Raw genomic sequence first — 20,239 nt, forward strand, 5'->3', positions numbered from 1 at the left:
AGAGATTATGTTGAAAAAGTCTTTTAAAAAGTACTTAGCTTTTGCTTTAACATCAGTGGTGATGACATCTAGTATATTTTGCTCTTCAGTAAAAGCGAAAGCTGAAGTAAGTAAAGTAGCTTTGAAGGAATTTGGTCAACCAGAAAAGTTAATTCCGCCAATAAGTTCTGCAATTGGACTATTTGATGGGGCTGTTGGACAGCAAGATGGAAGAAACGTAATGTACACAACAGTAAATGGAACACCTAGTGTATTTAATGTCATTGATTTAGAAAATTATAAGCTGATAAATTCCTTTGTTTTAGAAGGTGTAAATCAAACTTGGGTTCATGAGGTGGCTAAAGATGGTACAGCTTATATAGGGACCAATGGAGACAAGCCTACACTTTGGGCCTATTCACCTGTAAAAAAACAAGTTGAGAAATTAGCAACCTTAGATGGAGAGTCCTCCATTTGGTCCTTAATTACGGATGAAAATAACAATGTTTATGCAGGAACCTTCCCTGGAGGAAAAGTATATAAATATAACCCTACTACAAAAGATTTAAAGGATTTTGGTAGAATGGTTGGTAATGCAGCACAGGAATATGTTAGATCCATAGCTTATGCTGATGGTTTTATTTATGCAGGTACAGAAAAGAAAAAAATAATTAAGCTAAATGTAAACACTGGAGAAAAAGTTGATATAGCCACTGCACCAGTCCTAAGTGGAGAAACTGCATTCTGCTATGACTTGGATGTAGTAGGTAAATATTTATTCGCTAGATACGATAAAAGTAAAAAAGTTTATATATATGATCTTGAGAATAGAGTATGGTCAGATACCTACTTGCAAAATGTAAATGGCCTTCATATGTCTAAAGAATTAGAAGGAAAATCTTATTTTATATCTGATGGAAAGCTAAAGTCAGTGGATTTAAATACATTAACAGTTGAAGACCTCGGAATAGCATATGGAAGTTCCTTTAGAGGTGTAGATGTAGTTAAGATGAAAAATGACCCAGAGCTGCCAGGAGATAACATAGTTACTATGCAGTACGGTGGTTCAGTAGTGTTTTTTAATCTTCAAAATAAAAAAATGAAGATGTATCCTCCAGTGGTAGCGCCATCAGCTGCAGAAATTCAATCTTTAGAAAAAGGCCCTGATGGAAAGTTATATACAAGTGGTTATACAAGTGCTATAGGAGGAGCTTATGATACTGTAACAAATACTAATAAAAGCTTTAGCCTACCGCAGGCAGAAGGAATGGGCGCTTTAGGTGATAAAATATATATGGGCACTTATCCACATGCAGAGATATATGAGTTAGATACAAAAAACGCTACAGGCACTGGAAATCCTAAAAAGATATTCACCATAGGTGAGGAACAGGATAGGCCTTTTAAGGTTATGTCTGCAGAAGGAAAAGTATTTTTTGGAACAATACCTGATTATGGAAAACTTGGAGGGGCTTTAACTGTATACAATCCTTCTTTAACTGGAAGTGAGAGTTATAAGGTATATAGAAACATAGTACAAGATCAAAGTGTTGTAGGACTAGCCTATAAGGACGGAAAGATATACGGCTCAACAAGTATTGCAGGTGGTTTGGGTTCCACACCTACTGCAAAGGAGGCAAAAATCTTTGTATGGGACGTGGCTAAAGAAAACAAGTTAAGTGAAATTTCATTAAATATAGAAGGCTTAGATAATCCTAAGATGATTAGTGGATTAGAATTTGGCTCAGATGGATTATTATGGGGTGCAGCAGATGGCTTTATTTTTGCCCTAAACCCAGATACCTTACAAGTTGTTAAGAGTAAAAATATCTATCCAAGTGTTAAAGGGTATGGAATTTGGAGACCAATATACTTAAGATGGTCTGAAGATGGTTTATTGTATGCAAATGTTGCTGGAAAATTAACTGCTATTGATCCAAATACATTAGATTCAACCTATATTGTTGATACCCCTCTATATGCTATTGGAGATGATGGCGATTTATATTACGCAAAGGGCTCTATGCTTCAAAAGATAGCTGTTTCTGACAAAATCTTTGCAGTTTCAGGTGTTTCCTTAAATAAAGAGAAAGAGACCATTAATTTAAATGAAACTGTTCAACTAGAAGCTACAGTTGCACCAGAAAACTCTACTAATAGCAAAGTTACTTGGAAATCAAGTGATGAAAAGGTTGCTACAGTTGATGAAAATGGTCTGGTTAAAGGTATAGGAGTTGGTGTGGCTACTATAACCGTTACTACTGAAGATGGAGCTTTTACAAAGAGTGCAGAGATAACAGTAGTAGAAAAAACTGTTGCTGAGGAACCAGATAAACCCGGAGCAGAAGATAACACTAATAATATAGAGACTGAAAGCGATAAGGAGACTAGTGAGCAGCTGCCAAAGACAGGAGCGCTAAATAATAGTTTTGCATTAATATCACTTGGTATTTTAATTGTTGCCTCTGGTATGGTTTTATACAAAAAAAGAAGTTTAATTAAACACTAACAAAAAGAAGAAAAGTTTCACTTTTTAATATTATAGGAATTTACAATTTTAGAGCCCGAGAGGGCTCTATTTATATTGCTTTATTTGGATAATTTACACAAAAAAGCAGCTTACTATGATAGTTTAATTCTATCATAGTAAGCTATTTTGTATTATATCAATATCGATCTTTATACTATCGGTCTTGTCCCTTTTCAGCAGCTTCTGCCTCTGCTTTTGTTTTATGAATTGTGCCAAAGGGATGGTGAGGTGGGGCATAGATAGAATATAATTTAAGAGGTTTATTACCAGTATTGATTATATTGTGCCATGTTCCAGCAGGTATCATAATGGCAGAGTCATCATTGAGTTTCTCTTGGAAATACAGTCTATCTTTTCTATCCCCCATTTTAACTAGTCCTTGGCCGTCCTCTATGCGTAGGAATTGATCAGTAGCGGGATGAATTTCTAAACCTATTTCTCCCCCAACAGGAATGCTCATTAAAGTAACTTGCAAATGCTTTCCTGTCCATAAAGCAGTACGGAAATTATTGTTTTGCTTGGTAGCTTCATTTATATTAACTACATAGGGATTAGGACCATTATCCTTTAGCTTAATTGGAGGAAAATAACTTGGTGGTTGTGGAAATTTAACTCTTGAATCATATTCAATATCATCATCAAAAGGAATATAGCCATTGTCAAAAGCATTTAACAAGTCAGGTTTATAAACTGTTGGATTATTATAGTAATATGGATATTCCCTGTAAGCATTATACATAATGTATGGGTCATATATTGGTTGGTTAATACAATAAGGACATAAAGGTGCATTATAAGGGTTATACATATTGTTCCTTCCTTGAATATAGTTTTCTAAAATTATTATATGTTTATAGCTTCAAAAGGTGCTTGGTTTCGTAGTATTGCTACTAAGAGGTAACTTTACTGCTTTTTAGCACTTTTAAAGTGCGTCTCTCTCATGCCATCTACTTCATCGCAGATGGACTTTAAGTTACAGCTTTGGCAATCTAAATTCATATCCTTTAAAACATGATTCAAGGTTTGAGTAATTTCTTCAATCTTGTCAGCATATTCAGTAAGCTTTTTAAACCCAGGAATGTTTTGAGTAATAAAAATTATACTAACAGCATTTACTAATTTATCCGCTTTTAATTTATTAATATATGCATTACCTATAATCTCAAAATTTATCCCCTTTGATATTGCTTCTTTACTAACCCTAACTTGTTCACGTTTATCAAAGCTAGATGCACGAATCATATATCCTTTTGGTATAATATCATATTTTACATAATCTAAATTTTTAATAGAATTGTAAGCTCTGTGATCATCATCTAGGTTATTAATATTTAATAAAACAATCCTAGCAAAGGGCACATCTGACTTTATTTCATTTAAATCCTCACCATATAATAAAATTTCATCCTTTTCAACCAGCCTATTTGAAGTGGTAACACAAGAATAATTTACTGAAGGAAGCCTATTTGCCCCTAATTCAAAAGCTGCATCCTTTGAAAGTATCAACTCATTATTAGGGCACATCTCGTAATTTATCAAATTAGATACTTTTAATTTTTTAGGAGTATATGATGAAAGTAAATCTAAGGTATCTCTAATTATTGCATCATACAATTCCATTAGATACTTGTTTCCCTTTTCTCATTATCAAAACGTTTACATAACCCCTTGTAAATTACTCCAACTAGTTTCATATCTAAATTGAAAAAATATATGATGAATAAAAGTAATAATAAAGCTGCTGGAATTATCAAAAATAACCAATATAAATTCATATTATTTCTCCTTTGCTAAACCCTTTTGACGGGCATACTCAGCGGCTCCTAATGCGCCCATCAATTGAGGGTCAATTTTTAGATCAATAACCTTTAATTTTAATACATGCTCAATAGCCTTTTTTAAACCTTCGTTCTTAGCGCAACCACCAGTTAAAGCTATGCTATCTGAAGCACCAGCCTTTTTTGCCATAACAAAACATCTTTTAGCAACAGCAAGCTGAATACCAGCTGCAATTTCTTCTCTTGGCTTACCTTCGCCAGCTAGGGTAATAACCTCACTTTCAGCAAATACAGTACATTGTGCCGTAATAGGTATGACATTTTTAGCTTTAAGTGAAAGCTTACAAAACTCAGATAAATCCAATTCGAATGCTCTTGCCATGGACTCAAAGAATCGGCCTGTACCAGCGGCGCACTTATCATTCATAGCAAAGGTCTTTACAGTGCCATCAGTATCAACGGAAATTCCTTTTACATCTTGTCCACCAATATCTATCACTGCCTTCACTGTTGGGTCAGTTACATGAACCCCCATGGCGTGGCAGCTAATCTCACTGATATTTTCTTCAGCCTGAGGAACCTTATTACGACCGTAACCAGTACCAATTAAATAACTTAATTCCTGGATGCTTTTTAAACCAGCCTCGGCAAGGGCCTCTTGTAATCCAGCTTTTGCACTTTCTTCAGAATTAATTTTGCTTCTTAGGGTATTACTAGCAACTATTTTTCCTTCTTCATCAAGTATAACTGTTTTTGTGTAGGTGGAACCTACATCACATCCGCCAAAATATTTTTTCATTATATACACTCTCCCTTCAGAATATTACCAGGTTTTTGAATCTTCAAAATCTACCAAGCTTGGATCCAGGGGTTCTTCACGAAAAACTGTTTGCATATATATATTAACTTTGCTTCGCATTTCCTTTCTAGAAACCGTTCTTGGGTCACATAAATCATGTTCAACCCAAATAAGATGTATACTTCTTTCACGAGCTTGTTCTTCAAACAAGCCTTGCAATCCGGCCATAGTCTTGCAAGATACGTGACTGTACATAATAACTATGTCAGCATTGAATTCTTTACATTGCCTCCATAATTCTTCCAAAACATTTGAATGACCGCCATTAGTATGACTTCTCATGGACATACGTTCATATGCTTTAGCTAAATCAATCAAAGAAGCTTCTTTATTGTCAGTATCAAAGAAGTGGTGAGAAAGCATACACTCCATATCAACTAAAACTTGAAGACCCCAACAATTTTGAGCCCAGAAAGAAAAGTTACTGTAGTAGTGAGCGGGACATGACCAAACAATGGCACGATGGCGATATTTTGTGATACCTTTAGGTGCATATTTTTTCTTATCTAATTCATAGCCTTTCATCATTAATTCATATACTTCTTTATCATTTTCTAAAAACTTTGTATCCAAGCTGCCTGCAATTTGGAAAGCATACATACGATGTAGTGCTAAGGAAGGACCAGTAACTTGAGGGTAGGGGGTCTTGTTTATATCCCATTTTTTAAGCATGTATTCTGTTTCTTCATTGTAACGCTTCATAACTGTAAAGTAAGCGTCCCAGTTAAACTTTTCACCAGTTTGCTCCTCAATAAATTTTATAGCACCTAGAATATCCTTAACAGCATATCTTTGAACTTCCTCTTCGTTAAAACGAACTGGAGGTGAAAGGGGGTAGGTGGGAAGATTAAAAAACCTATCCTGATAGGTGGAAGACATACAACTACCATCACAAGGCATACTGCTGGATACAAAGCATATACCTATTCGTGGATAGTCACCTACCACTGCACAACCTGCTTCTGCTGCTGGAAGAGGACATACATCAGCTGGTAAACCGTAGTTTTCTACTGCATCAATATAGGGCATGGAGCTTTGTTGGTCCATTTCTGAGGGTAAAAATATTGGAATCATTTGCACGGGTAATCCTTTTAAGTTTGGAAATCCTGCCATGATTTGAATTGGCATCATCTCATCAAATAACACTACTTTTTTGCTAAATTCTTTTGCTCTTTTGCTATTACCATTTAAGTTAGCATCACCCTTTAATATGGTTTTTGTCATTTCTATGGCATGAGCAGTCATAGTAAAGAACTGCTTATGACAAATCCTTAATTCTATCCCGCGAAGTCCTAGTGTGTGTCTATCAATAAATGCTGGAGTTGTAAGATATGACCCCATCCATCTATATCTAAATAAAGCTTTTGTAAGTTGTATTGGACAGGCTAAAGAAAGCTTCATCAAAGCACCCCAACATTTTAACCAACGTCCAAAATCATACAAGGTATCCTTAAAGCCTTTCCATTCACGGTGCTTTAAAACCATACCGCCAGTATATAATTTGCCTAGATTTTTACTCATCTACCTAAGCCTCCTTTTTCTTATTCCTTTGAATTTTTTTAATTTCAAGACTTTCTACAAAGGCTTGAACTCTAGTTCTAAGCTGTCCTGAAGTTCTAGACATATATGGGCGGTCGATAGAAAGTGTAGGTATGCCTCTTTCCTCAGTGATGATGTGGCTGGTTAAAGCACGTTCGTAGCCCCAATAATCACAGAATTTAATTTGCTCATAGATGATACCGTCGGCATGATAATCATTATAAAGGTCCTCTGCAAAGTCACGTCTTTGGTTGATCTTTTCATGACTTACATAACGAGGACAAAGGCTTTGCTCTAAATATTGTCTACATATAGAGTTTAATACCTTTTCTCCCGGTTTTAAGATGATTTCTTGACGACCGGGGAATGAACCAAAGCAAAAACGATCTGCCACAATTAGCGCACCGGATTCTTCGATTAATTTAGTTAACTCAGGATCATCAATTTCACTTCCCACTAGAACTACCTTAGCTCTATAAATTTTCTTATAATCACATTCTCGAGCTTTTATTTCCTTCAAGGTCTCACGTAACTTATCCACTATAAGATATTTAGGACAAACGTATGAAACTAAATTAAGAATATGAAATTCATAGCCGGTTATAGGAGGATTTTCTTCCTTTCTAAACTCACCAATTTCAGTTATTATTCTGCAAACTTCATTATGAAGTTCTACAGCTTTACGCATAGAATCCTCTGAAATATCTACCCCTAAATTCTCTTTTAACTTATTTAATACTTTAAGTTGAATCTGCTGAACATAATGCTCCACAGCATCATCATTTACCTTATAGGGAACGTCCACATGGGAAACAAAAAAGCCTTTTTTATCAATTAAGTTAAGAATTTCAATGTTTTCCATGGTACGGTTCATCATTGCACAGGCATCAACTCCAGCAATAGCATCAAGAAAATTGTAACCACCCTCAATAGTTCTTTCTAGTAGAGCCCTACAAAACTCACAGGTGTAGTTAGACATATAGTAGGTTGCTATCTCCATAGAACCGGTTTTAGGTGCGCGCATTCTAAGTGAAAAACAGTTATCTAGGTTTATAAGTACCTCAGGCATATGAAAGCATGTATACCCAATGGCAAGCTTTCCTTCATCTTTTGCTTGTCTAATAAGTTCATTATTAACATCATCTAATAACCCTTCAAAATAATATAAATATTTTAAATCTTTCACGTTAATCTCCTTTATAAGATATTTATTTTTTTAAGTACTTCTTTAACCCCTATAACTACTTTAGAGTTATCTGGAAGATTAAAGATACTTTTGCCTTGAACATCAAAAGAAGCAAGATTTTTATCCTCCTCAATATATGAAAGGATAGGGATATCACCCGTATTGATATATTCCATTAAAGATAAATCACCAATACGATTAACTATAACTCCAACTTCATCATACATAACCAAGTGGTCAGCAACCTTTTTTATTGTTTGAATTACTTGAGTACCCTTTTTACTTGGATCAGTAATTAAAATTAAATGGCTTACCTTCTCCATAACCCGCCTATTAACCTGCTCAATACCAGCTTCACCATCGATAACCACATAATCGAACTCTTGGGAAAGGATGCTGATAACTTCTTTTAAATATGAATTGATTTTGCAATAACACCCTGTGGATTCAGGACGACCTATTGCTAAAAAGGCAAAACCATCCTTCTCCACAATAGTATCAAATATTCTAAAGCGGGATTCGCCCAAAAGTTCAATAGCATCTTTTGTGTTTCCATCCTCAACCTTTTCAATAATGGACTTACGGATATCATCAATGGTATGTTCCGGTTCTATCCCCAAGGCAGTAGAAAGTCCTACTGCAGGGTCTGCATCAATGGCTAATATTCGAGCGTGAGGGAAAGCTGCTACCAAGGTTTTTACTATGGAAGCTGATATTGAAGTTTTTCCAACACCACCTTTACCTGCCACAGCGATGACTTTTGATTTGTTTTCCATGACGTACCTCCTTAAAGTACTTGTATTTTAATAGGTTGTTTTATATGCGTGTAGCTAAATTATAGGCTGAGCGAGTTGCCTCTAATACACGTCCTGCACGGTAGCTGTCACCAATGTTGTAAAGTTCAGATGCTACATGTTCTCTTTGCGCATCAAAGAAAAAAGTTTCATCTGCACGTCCACCCATAGCCAAAACCACAAGATCTGCTTCAATGGTCAGGTTAAGAGTTTCTGAGCCAATCTTTTTGGCCAGAGGATTTGGAATATTTGCTGGCAGAAGAGGTTGCCAAGTATTATATGGATCTGGAACACCTTTTGAGATGTTTTTGAGAATATTGACTTTGCCTTCCTCAAAGGAAACAACCTTAGCACAGTTGATAAGTTCAACCTCTTCTTTGTTTAAATAGTGAATTAAATGCCCACGGTTTGCAGTGCATACGCCTTCCATAAAGTTTGGCAGCATCTCAACTACCTTTACATCACGTCCTTGCTCATATTTAAGCCAGAAAGCTGTTTCACATCCAACAACTCCACCACCCACTACAACAATTTTTTTAGCATCACCTAAAAGTTCAGGGTATGATAATAAATCTGTTGCTTGTATAGTTTTTATTTTTTCAAAACCAGGAAACTTTGGTGTTACATTTTTTGTGCCGTAAGCAAAAATCACAGTGTCATAGTTTTTCTCTTTTAGCCACTTTATAGTAGCCTCCTCGTTAAGCTTAATTTTAAAATTAGGTATATCTTTTGCTGCTTCAATTCCGTTTTCAAGATATTTTAGGTAGTTTTCAAAATCATATTTTATCCTTGGCACACTACCAGGACAAATCTTACCGCCAATTTTATTGCTTTTTTCCACCAATTCAACATTATGGCCACGTTTTGCGGCGATTATTGCGAATACAACACCAGCAGGGCCTCCACCTACCACACAAATTTTTTTAGTCTTTTCTGGCTTTGAAGGAATTTCTGGTATTATATCTTCAAAACCTGTGCGTGGATTAACGGCACATTGTGGGTGACCACCTTCAATAAATTCATTGATGCAGCCTTCCTGGCAGCCAATACAAGGGATGATTTCCTCCACCTTCCCAGCGTAAGCTTTATTACACCATTCAGGATCAGCTAGCAATGGTCGCGCCAACATAATCATATCGCAGTCACCATTTCTAAGGGATTTTTCAGCGATATCAGGGTATCCAAGTTTTCCTACTGCTACAACTGGTACCTCTACGCCAACATTAGATTTAATTCCCTTTGATTTAAAGTGATCTTTAACCATACGTGAAACCTCAAGGAAGCAGCCAGCTGGCATACCAGCAGGAGGATGTGGAAGCCACCAGTTATCATAGCAACCGAGATCTACGTCAAACATATCTACTCCAGCTTTAATTAAATTCTCCATATAGCTTAGGGTTTCGGCTATGGTACGTCCATTCTTGAATTTTTTTAAGGATTTTACGCTATCCATCTTATCTCCATAGGTTTCATTAAGGGCAAGAGAGAGATCTATACGATACATGATAGGGTAATTAGGACCAACTCTTTCTCGCATTTCCTTTACAACATCGATACCAAAACATTGCCAGTCTGAATATCTTCCCAGCTTACGACGATTAAAGGCAGGGTTTGTAAGCTGTTCTAGAAGATATCCCTCATGTCCGTGAAGATACACTCCATCAAGGCCGCATTCTTTGGCATCTGCAGTTGCTTGTCCACAATTTTTAATTATCTTTTTTAGTTTTAAGTCTGACAGTCTCATACAAGGAAGTTCAGGTATATAAAAGTTGGGATTAAAAGATGCTGATACTGGAAATTTTTTCTGGCTTACTAAACAAGTAGGAGGGCCAACGCGACCTAGCCCTGGTGTAATCTGAATAAAAATTTTACTTCCATAGGCATGAACACCTTGTGAAAGGTCACGCCAGCCTGAAAAAACTGTACGAGAGTTGTCAATGCGTGGGAACATAGAAAGCTTACCAATTTCTGTTACAGTATTATCAATGCCATGACTGATTGGTATTAATCCCGTAGTAAGCAAACCTGTACCACCCTTAGCACGAGCAAAGAAATATTGAAGCATCTTGTTATTTGGTCTACCTGTTTCATCACACATGTTCAGGTTCCCCATAGGGCCCATCACCACACGGTTTTTTATGGTAATATTGTTTACTTTTATAGGTGAAAATAATGTATCATAGGGATACATATCCTTTGTCATACGTGCAGAACCACCTGCTTTATTTTCACAGTCCCCCTGCACCCATTTTCCATAGCTGTCTACTAGCTCCTGAATTTTTTTGTCTTTCTTCAACTCACACACTCCTCTTCGTATTATATTTTTATGACTACCTAGTAAACGATTACAAAATAAAGCATTTTATGTGATTGACTATTATTTTTTGACAATAAGGCCCCAATTCGTAGCTACCATTATTTTGGCACCAATTATAAATAACTCCACGTGAGATTAAAAGTAGCTCTGATGCTATACTTTGGGAACTTTGAGATTTTGTTATCACTTGAAGTTCCTGGGCTTCTTCAACCAATGCTTTCAAGCCTTGAGGTAAGCCTCGAGAAGACTGTAAAAAGAAATCTGTACCCTCGGTAATTTGCGCTTTATAAACTTCTATCATCAAATCAATACCAATGTAAATAGCGTACTCCATTTGATGGTCAATGTATTCTAATATTCTTTCAATGGCACCTTTGGCTTTCAACTTACCGGTAATGTTTTCTCTAAAGAAATTATCGCATTCACCATACCCTTCAATAATAAGACCTTGCTTACTTTTAAAGTGATGATAAAAAGCCCCTGTAGACACTCCAGCCTTTTTACAAATTAAATCAATACTCAGTTCATCATAACTGTAGTTTTTGCTTAATTCTTTTACTGTTTTCATGATACGATCTTTTGTTGCTTTTGCCTGTAGTTTTCTATTAGTCAACAATTTTATCCTCCTAAATAATAGAGATGAACAATTTGGCAGAACGCATTCTACGAACCTATTATGTTAAATGTATCACAATTATAAATATTCCACAATATGTATTTTAAGTAAAGTTTTATAAAATATTACAACATCTGATTAACTTTTATATAATCCACAATTACAATAAATATTTATTGGTTTTACGGAATAGGAGAAATGGTATAGGTATGATCATTAATATTAAATTATCTATCTGTTAAATTAAGCAAAAAGTGTTCGATTATTATTATTGAGGATGCAAGGATTTTCAATACACTAAATTGAAACAGAGGAGCAACGGCTATTATTTTAAAAAGAGGGGGAAGCAAGGTGGAATCTCAATATAATATTCAGAAAGTCAATAAATTCAACGTTTCTTTAATATGCTTATTCTCATTTTTGTTAACGGTGCAGGGATTTGTGGTTACAGGTGTGAATAGAGGACTTATAGTATTAGCCGCAACAGGAGGAGCTAGTTTGGTGGCTTGCGCTTTCATGTTATTTAAGTTACCAGACAAACTTGCATGTATTTTTATTCCTTTGTGCCCTGTATTGGGGATTACTATTTTAGCCATGGCAGGAGGAGGCTCCTTAGGGATTCTAGTGGGCTACTTAGTATGCTGTTGCATGGCTTCATTGTATTTCAACAAAGGGTCATTAATTATATATATTATAATAGTTGATATGATTTTTATTTTGTCCAATTTTATTTTTAAACAAAACTTAATGGGTACAATAATTTCAACTAGAGAGGTTATTGTACAATTTGTCATGGTAAATATAGGAGGAACTGTTCTGTATTTTCTTACTAAATGGGGAAATGAGTACCTTACTTCAGCCTTGAGCAGTGAAAAGAAAGCTAAGGAGTTTCTTGATGAATTGAAAAACACTTTTAATGGGGTAGAACAAACCGCTGTTACTTTAAATGAAAGGCTTTTAGATTTTATGAGCCACATAGAGAGTACATCAAAAAGCAGTGAAGCCATAACTCATGGTATACATGAAATAGCTAAGGGGACGGAAGAAGAAGCTAACGTAATCACCTCCATCTCTGAGATGATGAAACAAGCACAAGAAAGATTAACACAAACCCACCAGCAATCCAAGGCTATAGAATCTATATCCTGGGAAGTAAAGGATATAGCTAAAGATAATGGTAGAGAAATCACCGCTATGAAGGAACTTATGAAAACCATTCATTCTACGGTAGAGCATGAATTGCAAACAGTGAGTGAGCTAGGAAATAATATGGTAAATATACACGAATTCCTTGGTGCCATCACCAATATCGCTGAGCAGACAAATCTCCTTGCTCTAAATGCAGCCATTGAAGCGGCAAGAGCAGGAGAGGCTGGTAAAGGTTTTGCTGTAGTGGCAGAGGAAATACGTAAACTCTCTGATGAAAGTAACAGCACCGCTAAGCAGATAAATGATATTATAACAGCTTTGCAGCAAAAAGTTACTGTGGCAGTAGAAAGTGCAAAGAATGGAAATGCTTCTGTATTAGAAGGCAGTGCTGCAGTGGATAAGATAAATGAAAGCATAGAAAGCATGGTAAAAAGCTTTGGAAGTATGCAGGATTACATTCAGGAAGAATTTAAGTCCGTGGATGGAATTACAAAGTTATTTGTAAATATTGAAGAAAATCTTGAAAGCAGTGCAGCTATCATGGAAGAACATTCTGCCACCACGGAAGAGATAACTGCCACCATGGATGAACAAAACGATAAAATTAGTGAAATGGTGAATATCATAAGAAGTATTGAAAATCTAAGTAAAAATATGAAAAACTTGGCACAGAAGAAATAAAGGTATTTCATTAATAGAGCTAAAATACTTATGTGTAGAAATAATTTTTTAAAAAGAAAAAATACAAATACTTTATCAGAGGGCGGTAGGTTAATACTTGCCGTCCTATATTTATTTTATACTACAACTTTCTACTTCCGTCTTTATTAAAAACTTTTCTTAAGTGCACTTCATCAACAACAATCATAATAATAGAACCTATTAAAACTATCGCATTTTCATAACCTATACTAATATTTTCAATTAAGTGACTTAAAATAAATTCTAAAGCAACAAAAATGAAACCAAATATAATAAAAGTATTGGCTGAATACTTTTGTGCCACATCCCATGTATCTTGATTTTTCATTGATGATGTGGTTCTATAACCATATATCCAATTCATTTTTCGTGGTGGAAGAACCTTAAATATACCACCAACCACTATACATATTATTCCTACAAGACCTACCATGTTTACCTCCTAAATTCCTTGATTTATTGTGAATCCAATACAAGTATTTCTTATAAACAGAATAGCAACTGCTCCTTTGGAAATACTGATAGTTTTTGAATATCTGAAATCAAAGACTTAACATTTGCAATAATACCATCTCTAAAACTGTATATACAACTTAATTATAGCACGTCTTCAATAACAATCAATTTTTAAAATTTATTTAAAATATACACCAATAATAAAATAATTCTATTTAGATTACTAAATTATTATATATCTTTATCTTCGCACTATGATTTAACTTTATTTACATTAAATGCATAAGGTGATATAATAAAGAAAATATTGGAGGAGGGAAGTAAGTTATGACACCAGCTAATTGCTAATATTAATTTTAAATTAATATGTATTTTATAATGAGTTTTAATTTGCCTAATTATATTTAGGTCTTATTGGTATGCTCTTTATGGAATAAGGCATTTAGAAGGTAACTTACTTTACTAGAATTCAATATTATAATTTATACAGTATTTCAAAGAGTTGTTTTGAAATATTCAGCAGGAGTTTCATATAGAAATTCTGTAATTAGATATATAAGTAAATGGTATGATGTTATTGACGTGAATATTTTTTGCTTATATCTGATTTAAATTAATTATAGTATTAATAGAGTACTTTAGACTGTAAGAGGATACTATCTTCTTATAGTCTTTTTTATTAAAATTCCTTTAAAAATATAGTAATTAAGATCTTTTTCTGCCTGTCCATAAAATGTTTTACTTAAAATATGGATGAAAGAAGGAATATTTATGTTTGAATTATCATTAAGCGGTGTGAAAAAATATATGGATGCCACCCTGGTTCTTAAAAATATAACCTTTCAAGTGTATGCAGGAGAAAAGGTTGGTATAGTAGGTGTAAATGGAAGTGGGAAGAGCACTATTCTTAAATTAATAGCAGGTATAGAACCCATGAATTATTGTGTGGGTTACCCAGGTGCCACAAGTCCAGGGTATGATGAAGGATTTATTTCTATTCCTAGAGAGGCCACCAGGGCTTATCTTGAACAAATACCTCAATATCATGAAAATTTGAAGGTTATTGATGTTCTAAACTTAGCTTTTGAGGAAATACACGGGATAGAAAATGAAATGCGTAAATTAGAAAATAAAATGAAAGCTTTAGAAGATGCTGCATTAGAAAAAGTGTTGAAGCAATATAGTGATTTGGTTCAATTATATGAAGTTAAGGGAGGATACCATACAGAAGAAAAATTAAGCAAGATTTGCACGGGTCTAAAGTTTGATGATGGCTTTTTAAGCAAAGATTTTAGTTTATTAAGCGGTGGTGAAAAAACCACAGTAGTCCTTGGAAAGCTCTTGATGGATAATCCAGATATATTACTACTGGATGAACCTACAAATCATCTGGATATGGATTCCATTGAATGGCTGGAAAGCTATCTAAAAGAATATAAAGGTATAGTGATCATAGTATCTCATGATAGGTATTTTTTAGATAATGTAGTTACAAAGATTGTAGAAGTAGAGGATATGGAATCTAAAACTTACAAGGGTAACTATTCTGCTTATATCAATGAAAAAGAAGAAAATATTCGTATTCAATTTGAGAACTTTAGAGAACAACAAAAGAAGATAAATGCCATGGAGAAGACTGTAAAGGAACTGAGAGACTGGGCTATGAGGGCTGATAATAACAAGTTTTTTAAAAGGGCCGCCAGCATACAGATAAAGCTTGATAAAATGGATAGAATAGATAAACCAATTTTTGAAAGGCAGAATATGAAGCTTGATTTAAAGTCTGCTCAAAGGTCGGGAAATGAGACTATAAAGGCTATAGGGTTATATAAAAGTTTTGAAGATAAAGAGATTTTTAAGGATGCAAATTTATTGATTAATTTTGGTGAAAGAGCAGCGTTGATTGGTGCCAATGGCAGTGGAAAAACCACCTTTTTAAAATTGCTTTTAGGTGAAGAGAAGCCAGAGTCTGGGGTGGTGGAACTAGGTGCCAATGTCATGGCGGCATATTTACCACAGAAAATTACTTTTAAAGATGAAAAACTAACTGTGCTGGAGTGCTTTAGAGAAGATATTTCTATATTAGATGGAAAAGCGCGGGAATACCTGTCCAAATTCATGTTTTATGGTAACAGTGTATTTAAAAAAGTAAAGCACTTGTCTGGAGGAGAGAAGATAAGGCTAAAACTAGCAAAGCTGTTATATAAGGATATAAACCTATTGATATTGGATGAACCTACTAATCATCTTGATATCCATTCCATTGAAACCTTAGAGGAAGCCCTGGAAGAGTTTAAAGGAACTATATTCTTCATATCCCACGACAGATATTTTATCAATAAAATAGGTGAAAGGGTCATTGCCATTGAGAACAATGCCTTCAAGAGTTATCCTGGTAATTATGATTATTATAAAAGCGTAAAGGATGAGCTCAGGTTGCAGGCACCTAAAGAACCGGTGGTAAAGGCTGAAAAAGTTAAGAAGGCAAGGAGTATTGATGAAAGTAAAAAGAAGGAAGTTGAAAAGGCTAAAGCGCTAACCATAGTAGAAACAATTGAAAAAGAGATAAAAGATATTGATGTAGCTATGGCTGAAGAAGGGTTAGATTATGAGGAACTTAATGATCTATATCAAAGGAAAGAAGCGTTAAACAAAGAGTTGGAAGAGACTATGGAATTGTGGTTGAGTTTGAGCTAAATCACAATAAGCATAAAGTTTATAAAAAACAGATGAATTAGAAAAATCTAGTGCATTGATAATGGCAGCCATATGATACAAATTATGTGAAATAAGTTATAACTCATATGGCTACCATGTATTACTTTTTACTTACATAATTTTTTAAATTCATCTGCTACAAATTGAACCTGAGTTCCTACTATTACTTGAAGACTTGTCTTGCTAGGTCTAATTACACCAGAAACTCCTGCGGACTTAATAACTTTCTCATTTACTGCGGTATGATCTTTAATTTCTAAACGTAATCTAGTTACACAGTTATCTATGGACACTACGTTTTCTTTTCCGCCTACACCTTTTAATATTATGGAAGCTATTTCAGTGTAGTCATTATTTGAAAGTTTAACATTCATTTCTTCGCTTTGATCATCGTCTTCTCTACCTGGAGTCTTTAAATTGAAGGTTGTAATTGCAAATCTGAATACTACATAATAAATAACACCGAATATAATTCCTATAGGAATAAGCATAATTGGATTTTGAGCCATTGGAGCTTTAAAGCTTAAGAACCAATCTACAAAACCTGCACTAAAGTTGAATCCAGCTCTTACTGGTAATAATGTACATACTATGGCGGATATACCTGTTAATATAGCGTGAATTAAATATAAACCTGGAGCCATGAACATAAATGCAAATTCTAGAGGTTCTGTAACACCTGTAAAGAAAGAGGATATGGATGCTGCTAATAATAAACCATATACTACTTTTTTCTTTTTGTCTTTAGCGGTATGATACATAGCTAAAGCACCAGCTGGCAAACCAAACATCATTACTGGGAAGAATCCTGTCATATACATACCTGTTTGTCCAAGCACACCTTTTCCAGTCCAGAAGTTACCAAGGTCATTGATATTAGCTACATCAAACCAGAACACTGAGTTAAGAGCATGGTGCAGACCGGTAGGGATTAATAATCTATTTAAGAAGGCATATATACCTGATCCGATAGCTCCTGTGGAAACTATGGATTTACCAAAGGCTACTAAACCGCCATACACTGCAGGCCATATAAAGAATAATACTAATGAGGCAACTATGGATGCTGCTGCTGTTACTATGGCAACGCTTCTTTTACCACTAAAGAAGGCAAGGGCATCAGGCAATTTGGTGTTTTTAAATTTGTTATAACAACTAGCGCCTATTAAACCTGCTAAAATACCGATAAATTGTGTTTCAGTTTTACCAAAAGCTGCTGGTACTACGTCAACTTTAACACCTTTAAACATTGCTACAGCTGCTGGAGATAATAAAGTGGTGATCATAAGCCAGGAAACAAGTCCCGCAAGCCCTGAGGTTCCATCATTATCCTTGGACATTCCAACTGCTACACCTATGGCGAACAAAATTCCCATGTGGTCTATGAGTGCTCCACCAGATTTAATTAGGAAAGCAGAGGCTACATTGTTTGCTCCCCAACCTGTAGGGTCAATCCAATAACCAATACCCATTAAGATACTTGCTACGGGTAAAACAGCTACAGGAAGCATTAAGGATTTACCCAGTCTTTGTAAATACTTCATCATGATAAATTTCCCCTCCATATTTATTTATTTTAAGGATGTGCACATCCTCAAATACAAAATGATTAATAATAGATTTAAATCAATAATAAATTTAAATAAATAAAAAAAGCCGAAAAGAATAACTTAGTATCATTCTTCTCAGCTTATGCCCAAATTTAATCGGTTACACGCTGCAACGTAAAATATTTAAATTTATATTTTTATATTATCATATAGTTTTTATTTAATCAATAGGATTTTATAATTTTTTATAAGAAATTCTTTGTATGCCATTATTTTATTAAGCAATAGGGCAATTTGGTATAAAAGTGTCAATGAAGCTTTTTCTAATTAATTAAGAGGTTATTAAACACTATTTCAATAGGAAAAATAATTCTTCTCAAGATTTTCAATTCCGCGATTTATTAGATTTTCCATAGCTTTTTTAGCACCTTGGGCATCTTTTTCTTTAATCTTTTCTATGATAATTTTAATTTGATCAGTGGTTTCTTTAACTTCAAAATATTTAAACATAACACTGGTTAATACTATGCTGATATTTTCAAAAGCGTTATGTACTAGAGGGTAAATATAGTTGCCTGTGGCACAAAAAACTGCATGATGGAAATCAAAGATTACCTTTGATATCTCTTCAAAAGAACCCTCAGAGAGCATATTTTCATATAATTCTTCCATTAATTCTATATCTGAATCTGTTCTGTTTAACGCTGCAAGGTATGCTCCAGCACCTTCGTTTATAATTCTAAATTCCATTAGAGAATAAAAGGTTTTTTTATCAAAATTGCCTCCATTATGATTAATTATGGATAATAAGGTTTCTAATCTTCCTTTTCGTATATAATCGGCTACATAAGTGCCTTTTCTAGGGATGATTTCTATAAAACCTTTATTCTGTAATTCGTTAAGGCCAAGGTTTACAATGGTTCTGCTAACCTTCATCTGATCTGCCATTTCTCTTTCTGTGGGGAGCTTATCTCCTATTTTTAGTTCTCCGGATAATATCATGTTTTCTATAGCTTCAATAAACAACTCTTTCATAGATGGTGCTACTATTTCTGTTAGATTCATTTTATACTCCTTCCTTATTTGGTTAAACCAAATACCAAATATATTTTAAATTATTTTTGAGAAAAAATCAAATAATAATTAATTTCATAAATCCTTAAAAATACCGTATGTAAACCATTGCATAATTTACAAAAGTATGTTATTATTTTATCAAAGATTGTGGTTTGACCACAGTCCAAAATAAAATATATTTATGGGAGGGTAATTTATGGGGGAATTATCATTAAAGAAAGGTTGGTCACTTCAGCAGACGGTACTATGGTTTATGTTTACTGCCACGGTGTTGGGAACTGCACTCCTAACAGCATACAATCCTATCTGGGCAAATGTTCCGCTTAACGTAATTCCAGCAGTGCTGGTTCTACTTTTCTTAAAACCGGTGTTTTTTGAAAAACTTAAACTATCTACATTAATAATAATGCGTACACTTATAGTATTTGCTGTGGCAGAATTGATTCCAGGACAAACTTATGTGAATGTAGTAATGGTGTTTTTAGCTATTAACATTTTAGAAGCTACCTTTACAGATTTAAAGCATAAACAATACTTTAACTTTGTGACAGGTCTAGTACTTGCTGTCAGCGTAATAGTTTTAAAAGGTACCTGGGAAGGGGGAATTTATTCCGCTCATGGTCATACCGTTGAAGCTACTATCTGCTGGATAATAGCCTATACTCTTTGGAATTGGATCTTTGTTACAGGTGAGTTTAGCGCTTCTATATCACTAATGCATGTGGGGATATTATTAGCACCTATAATTGGAGTAATAATTACCATTAACCCTGGTCTTTGGTTATTGTTAAGAGCTAATACTTTAACTTTTGGGGGCATTTTGCAAATAAGCAATAAACGTTATTTTGAAAAATCCTTTGAAAATGAAAAGTTTGAGAAGTTTATTCAATTTACTCACAAAAATATTGTACAGCTTATACTTATGATGATTAATTTAGCATTAATTGCTTATGCTTTTATTGCAATATATATTTAATACGAAGGGAGAA

At 34.4% G+C, this 20,239-nt stretch carries 15 protein-coding genes; 4 read left to right on the forward strand and 11 right to left on the reverse strand.

Features of this window, described 5'->3' with window-relative positions; translation table 11 throughout:
* The first annotated feature begins 7 nt into the window (after positions 1-7).
* Complete coding sequence (locus tag BUA82_RS01730) at positions 8-2,488, forward strand: Ig-like domain-containing protein (RefSeq protein ID WP_073004054.1); 2,481 nt, start codon at positions 8-10, stop codon at positions 2,486-2,488.
* 175 nt (positions 2,489-2,663) lie between these two features.
* Here BUA82_RS01730 and BUA82_RS01735 read toward each other — a convergent pair whose 3' ends face one another.
* The 8 genes from BUA82_RS01735 to BUA82_RS01770 form a co-directional block, all read right to left on the reverse strand.
* Complete coding sequence (locus tag BUA82_RS01735; RefSeq protein WP_073004056.1) at positions 2,664-3,317, reverse strand: cupin domain-containing protein; 654 nt, start codon at positions 3,315-3,317, stop codon at positions 2,664-2,666.
* A 95-nt stretch (positions 3,318-3,412) separates the two neighbouring features.
* On the reverse strand, positions 3,413-4,129 hold the full coding sequence (locus BUA82_RS01740) for a hypothetical protein (protein WP_073004059.1): 717 nt from the start codon (positions 4,127-4,129) through the stop codon (positions 3,413-3,415).
* Between the two features lie 156 nt (positions 4,130-4,285).
* Complete coding sequence (locus BUA82_RS01745; protein ID WP_073004062.1) at positions 4,286-5,086, reverse strand: acyl-CoA dehydratase activase; 801 nt, start codon at positions 5,084-5,086, stop codon at positions 4,286-4,288.
* Between the two features lie 24 nt (positions 5,087-5,110).
* A complete protein-coding gene (locus BUA82_RS01750; protein WP_073004064.1) occupies positions 5,111-6,667 on the reverse strand; it encodes a 2-hydroxyacyl-CoA dehydratase family protein in 1,557 nt (518 codons plus the stop codon).
* A 4-nt stretch (positions 6,668-6,671) separates the two neighbouring features.
* Positions 6,672-7,871 (reverse strand): 2-hydroxyacyl-CoA dehydratase family protein, encoded by a 1,200-nt coding sequence (locus tag BUA82_RS01755; protein WP_073004066.1) that lies wholly within the window; start codon positions 7,869-7,871, stop codon positions 6,672-6,674.
* 11 nt (positions 7,872-7,882) lie between these two features.
* Positions 7,883-8,647 carry an ATP-binding protein gene (locus BUA82_RS01760; protein ID WP_073004067.1) on the reverse strand — a complete coding sequence of 255 codons (765 nt, stop codon included), beginning with the start codon at positions 8,645-8,647 and terminating at the stop codon, positions 7,883-7,885.
* A gap of 40 nt (positions 8,648-8,687) precedes the next feature.
* A complete protein-coding gene (locus BUA82_RS01765) occupies positions 8,688-10,970 on the reverse strand; it encodes an oxidoreductase (RefSeq protein WP_242948908.1) in 2,283 nt (760 codons plus the stop codon).
* 40 nt (positions 10,971-11,010) lie between these two features.
* Positions 11,011-11,595 carry a TetR/AcrR family transcriptional regulator gene (locus tag BUA82_RS01770; RefSeq protein WP_143148552.1) on the reverse strand — a complete coding sequence of 195 codons (585 nt, stop codon included), beginning with the start codon at positions 11,593-11,595 and terminating at the stop codon, positions 11,011-11,013.
* A 354-nt stretch (positions 11,596-11,949) separates the two neighbouring features.
* On the opposite strand from BUA82_RS01770, the gene BUA82_RS01775 reads away from it, so the two are divergent.
* On the forward strand, positions 11,950-13,428 hold the full coding sequence (locus tag BUA82_RS01775; RefSeq protein WP_073004069.1) for a methyl-accepting chemotaxis protein: 1,479 nt from the start codon (positions 11,950-11,952) through the stop codon (positions 13,426-13,428).
* Positions 13,429-13,549: 121 nt separating this feature from the next.
* On the opposite strand, the gene BUA82_RS01780 is transcribed toward BUA82_RS01775, so the two are convergent.
* Positions 13,550-13,882, reverse strand: coding sequence for an SdpI family protein (locus BUA82_RS01780; protein ID WP_073004070.1), 333 nt, complete (start codon positions 13,880-13,882; stop codon positions 13,550-13,552).
* Positions 13,883-14,676: 794 nt separating this feature from the next.
* On the opposite strand from BUA82_RS01780, the gene abc-f reads away from it, so the two are divergent.
* Positions 14,677-16,602, forward strand: a complete 1,926-nt coding sequence (gene abc-f, locus BUA82_RS01785) for a ribosomal protection-like ABC-F family protein (protein ID WP_073004071.1) — start codon at positions 14,677-14,679, stop codon at positions 16,600-16,602.
* A gap of 128 nt (positions 16,603-16,730) precedes the next feature.
* Here the strand turns inward: abc-f and nagE are convergent, their stop codons facing one another.
* Positions 16,731-18,170 carry an N-acetylglucosamine-specific PTS transporter subunit IIBC gene (gene nagE / locus BUA82_RS01790; RefSeq protein WP_073004072.1) on the reverse strand — a complete coding sequence of 480 codons (1,440 nt, stop codon included), beginning with the start codon at positions 18,168-18,170 and terminating at the stop codon, positions 16,731-16,733.
* A 357-nt stretch (positions 18,171-18,527) separates the two neighbouring features.
* Positions 18,528-19,238, reverse strand: a complete 711-nt coding sequence (locus BUA82_RS01795; RefSeq protein ID WP_073004073.1) for a FadR/GntR family transcriptional regulator — start codon at positions 19,236-19,238, stop codon at positions 18,528-18,530.
* Positions 19,239-19,446: 208 nt separating this feature from the next.
* On the opposite strand from BUA82_RS01795, the gene BUA82_RS01800 reads away from it, so the two are divergent.
* Positions 19,447-20,226: a DUF5692 family protein gene (locus BUA82_RS01800; protein WP_073004075.1), complete on the forward strand. Its 780-nt coding sequence runs from the start codon at positions 19,447-19,449 to the stop codon at positions 20,224-20,226.
* Positions 20,227-20,239 lie beyond the last annotated feature (13 nt).

Source organism: Clostridium amylolyticum (genome assembly GCF_900142075.1).
GTDB lineage: Bacteria > Bacillota > Clostridia > Clostridiales > Clostridiaceae > Clostridium_AA > Clostridium_AA amylolyticum.